The organism is Frankia sp. Mgl5 (assembly GCF_023242985.1).
Lineage (GTDB): Bacteria > Actinomycetota > Actinomycetes > Frankiales > Frankiaceae > Parafrankia > Parafrankia soli.
On the sequence record NZ_JALKFY010000004.1, the window covers coordinates 79,862 to 84,085 of the forward strand.

A 4,224-nucleotide genomic window follows, 5' to 3' on the forward strand; every position below is an offset into this window, starting at 1 on the left:
GGCTGGCTCGTACACCAGACGAGAAAAGATTCCGTCAGGTTCGCGGGTATTCTTCACATAGGCAGTCGAGGTGCTTCCGATCGCCCCGCATTTATCTTCCTTGTAGCTGAACGCCTTGTAGCTGAACGCGGCAATCTCCGTCGGTTCCGCCGACCATGCAGACCGCCTCCCGCCAGGTGCGCGGGGCGCGCCCAGAACCCGGACCGGAGGATTGAGAGTGCAGACGAGCAGGCCGTCGGGACGTGACGTGCTCACCAGCTCGATCAGGAACCAGTGGCGACCGATAGCCCTGGGTTCGACGCTGGTCGCCACGCATCAGATCGGTGAGGCCCTCGTCCCGGTCCTGATCGGGGTGATCATCGACCAGGCCGTCTCGACTGGATCCAGCGCCGATCTCCTCAGCTGGATCGCCGTCCTCGCTGTCGTCTTCGCCGCCCTGTCGTTCAGTTACCGCTTCGGCGCCCGGTTCGGGGAGCGCGCGGCCGAAAGCTCCGCCCATGCCCTGCGCATCCGCCTGACCGGACGGGTGCTGGACCCGCGGGGAGGCGCGGAGACCGGACGCCTGTCCGGGGCGCTGGTGAACATCGCCAACGGCGACGCCCAACGCGTCGGGGTCGTGAACGCCGCACTACCCGCGTCGATCGCGGCGGTCACCGGCCTGCTGGTCGGCGCGGTCGCGCTGCTCACGGTCTCCACCCCGCTCGGTCTGCTCGTCCTGTTGGGCGCTCCGTTCCTGCTGTGGGCGACCCACCTGCTCGGCCGCCCGTTGGAACGGCGCAGCGACGCCGAACAGGAGCAGGCCGCGCACGCCTCGGGGATCGCCGCCGACCTCGTCGCCGGCCTACGCGTCCTCAAGGGCCTCGGCGCCGAGTCCGCGGCCATCGCCCGCTACCGGCGCACCAGTCAGGACGCGCTGGCGGCCACCCTGCGCGCGGCCAACGCGAAGGCCTGGCACGACGGCGGGGTGCTCGCGCTGACGGGGGTCTTCATCGCGCTGGTCGCGCTGCTGGCGGGTCACCTCGCGACCGCGGGAGACATCAGCGTCGGTGATCTGGTCGCCGCGGTCGGGCTCGCTCAGTTCCTGCTCGGGCCACTTTCGATCTTCATGTGGGTCAACGCGGAGTTCGCCCAGGGCCGAGCGTCCGCCGCCCGCGTCGCCTCCGTTCTGGCGGCGCCCCCCTCGGTGGCTGGCGGAAACAGCCGCCTTCCCGCGTCCGTGCGAGGAGAGATCCAGGTCCGCGACCTCCGGCACGGGCCGCTGCGGGACCTGACCTTTACGGCCCGATCTGGTGAACTTCTCGGGATCATCGCGACCGATCCGGCCGCGGCCACCGCCATCCTGCAGTGCCTGGGGAGGGAGGCCGACCCGGAATCCGGATCGATCGAACTCGACGGGGTACCCCTCTCCACGCTGGACCCGGCCGATGTCCGCGCCGCGATCCTGGTGGCCACGCACGACGCGGACCTGTTCGAGGGGTCTCTGCTCGAGAACATCGTCGCCGCCCCGTCCGAGGGCCACGCGGCGGTGCCCGCCGCCCGCATGCCCGCCGACGCCAGGACCGCGCTCGGACCGGCGCTGGCCGCGGCGGCGGCGGACGAGGTCGCGAGCACGCTCCCTGCCGGGGTCGACGAGATACTCACAGAACACGGCCGCTCGCTGTCGGGTGGACAGCGCCAGCGGGTCGCCCTCGCCCGCGCGCTCGCGGCCGACGCGGCCGTGCTCGCCCTGCACGATCCCACCACCGCGGTGGACGCGGTCACCGAGGCAAGGATCGCGGCCGGGATCCGTGAGATCCGCCGCGGGCGGACAACCATCATGGTCACCACAAGCCCGGCACTGCTCTCGGTGACGGACCGGGTCGTGGTCGTCGACCGCGGGGCGGTGACTGTCGAAGGCACCCATGAGGACCTCGTCCGGGATCGCACGGACTACCGATCGACGGTGCTCGCCTGAGCCGCCGGCCCTCGGCCACCTCTGTTTCGTGACAGTCGTCCGGCGCGGGTACGCACGCCGGCCCCGCTTCCAGACATCCACCCGGGAGAACCGACAATGGCCATGTCCGATGCGCCCGCACGGCCCGACACCGCCCGGGAACAGCCCGGCGCCCGGAAGCTGCTGCCGGTCGCGACCCGGGCCCGAACCCGGGGAGTGGTCGGCGAACTTCTCCGCGAGCGCCGTGCCCTGACCGTCGTCTCCTTCGGCGTCCTGGCGCTGTCGACCGTGGTCGGTCTGTTCACCGCGCCGCTGCTCGGCCACATCGTGGACGTCGTCGCGGACGGCCGCCAGGCGGAGGCGATCACTACTCCGGTGGTGCTGCTTGTCGTGGTGGCGGTGGCCCAGGGTGTGCTGACCGCGTACGGAATCGCGCTCGTCGCCCGGCTCGGTGAAGGAGTCCTGGCGGCCCTGCGGGAACGTTTCGTGGAGCGGGCTCTCGCGCTGCCGCTGGAGCAGGTGGAACAGGCCGGCGCCGGCGACCTGACTTCCCGGGTGACCAACGACGTCACACGGATCACCGAGGCGGTGCGCGGAGCGCTGCCCCAGATGGCCCATGCGACGCTGACCGTCGGGCTCACCCTGGTGGCGCTCGCCGTCCTGGACTGGCGTTTCCTACTCGCGGCCGTGCTCGCCACCCCGGTCCAGCTGTGGGCGGTGCGCTGGTACGCGGGGCGCGGCGCTGCGCTCTACGCCGAGCACCGGGTGGCCACCGGCGCCCTGCAACAGCAGCTCCTGAGCACCATCGGGGGCTCGGCGACGGTGCGGGCGTTCCGCCGGGACGCCGAACACGTCCGTGAGGTCTCCCAGCGCTCCCAGGCCTCCGTCGACCTGGCCCTGCGGGGAATCCGGTTGATCACCCGGTTCTACGCGCGGCTGAACCTCGCCGAGTTCATCGGTCTGGCCGCCGTGCTGACCGTCGGCTTCCTGCTCGTCCGCGACGGATCCGTCAGCATCGGTATCGCGACCGCCGCGGCCCTCTACTTCCACAACCTGTTCAATCCGATCAACGTGGCCCTCGAACTCGTCGACGAGGCGCAGTCCGCGGCGGCGAGCCTGGACAGGATGGTCGGCGTCGCCGACCTCCCGGCGACACCACAGCCGCAGCAGATCCCGATGCCCGACAACCCCTCGGTGAAGGCCGCCGCAATCAGCCACGCCTACCTGCCCGGCCACGAGGTTCTTCGGAACGTCAACCTGGAGATGCTGCCGGGCGAACGGATCGCGCTGGTCGGCGCCAGCGGCGCGGGCAAGACGACGCTGGCCAGGCTGGTAGCGGGCATCCACCGCCCCACCAGCGGTTCGATCACGATCGGCGGAGTGAGCCTGGACGAACTCGGCCCGGCCGCCGTCCGTCGGACCGTCGTCCTCATCTCCCAGGACGTGCACGTCTTCGCCGGGCCGCTGGCCGACGACCTGCGCCTCGCCCTTCCCGAGGCCACCGACGCCGAGCTCCTCACGGCCCTCGACCGGGTCGGCGCGGCCGAATGGACGCAGGCGCTACCCGAAGGGCTCGCCACCGTCGTCGGGGAGGGCGGGCACCGGCTGACCGTCGCCCAGGCCCAGCAGCTCGCCCTCGCCCGGCTGGTTCTCGTCGACCCGCCCGTGGCAATCCTGGACGAGGCCACCGCGGATGCCGGCAGTGCGGGCGCCCGCGTCCTGGAGGCCGCCGCGGAAAAGGCGCTGGAGGGTCGGACCGGCCTGGTCGTCGCGCATCGCCTCACCCAGGCTGCCGGCGCCGGCCTGGTCGTCGTCCTGGACGACGGGAAGATCGTCGAAACTGGCACGCACGACGAACTCGTCGCCTTCGGCGGACGCTACGCCGCCCTGTGGAAGGCATGGTCGGACTCCCGGGATCCGGGAGCCCCCGGGTCAGGCCTGATTCTCCAGGCCTGACCCGGGTTCCGGCTCAGTTCTTCGCTCCGCCCTCCATCGCCTCGATCAGGCTCTTGGGCCGCATGTCCGTCCAGTGGGTCTCGATGTAGTCCAGGCAGCTCTGGCGCGCGTCGGGGCCGTGCTCGACGGTCCAGCCTCCGGGGACGTCGACGAAGTCCGGCCACAGGCTGTACTGCCCCTCGGCGTTGACCAGGACGGTGTAGGTGCCATCGGGATCCTCGAACGGGTTTGTCATGGGTGTCACCCTTCTTATGACCTACAAGGGACCTTCAAGGGACCTTCGCGGTGGCCGCCGGGCGCACGACGGATCTCGCCGTCGTGCGCCCGGCGGCTGG

The 4,224-nt window shown here is 71.3% G+C and carries 3 protein-coding genes; 2 read left to right on the forward strand and 1 reads right to left on the reverse strand.

The genetic code is table 11. The features are described 5' to 3' along the window. Positions 1–217 precede the first annotated feature (217 nt). Positions 218–1,954: an ABC transporter ATP-binding protein gene (locus tag MXD62_RS03295; protein ID WP_248827936.1), complete on the forward strand. Its 1,737-nt coding sequence runs from the start codon at positions 218–220 to the stop codon at positions 1,952–1,954. 102 nt (positions 1,955–2,056) lie between these two features. Beyond that, positions 2,057–3,889, forward strand: coding sequence for an ABC transporter ATP-binding protein (locus MXD62_RS03300; protein ID WP_368862305.1), 1,833 nt, complete (start codon positions 2,057–2,059; stop codon positions 3,887–3,889). A 13-nt stretch (positions 3,890–3,902) separates the two neighbouring features. Here the strand turns inward: MXD62_RS03300 and MXD62_RS03305 are convergent, their stop codons facing one another. Then, complete coding sequence (locus tag MXD62_RS03305; protein WP_248827938.1) at positions 3,903–4,124, reverse strand: MbtH family protein; 222 nt, start codon at positions 4,122–4,124, stop codon at positions 3,903–3,905. Positions 4,125–4,224 lie beyond the last annotated feature (100 nt).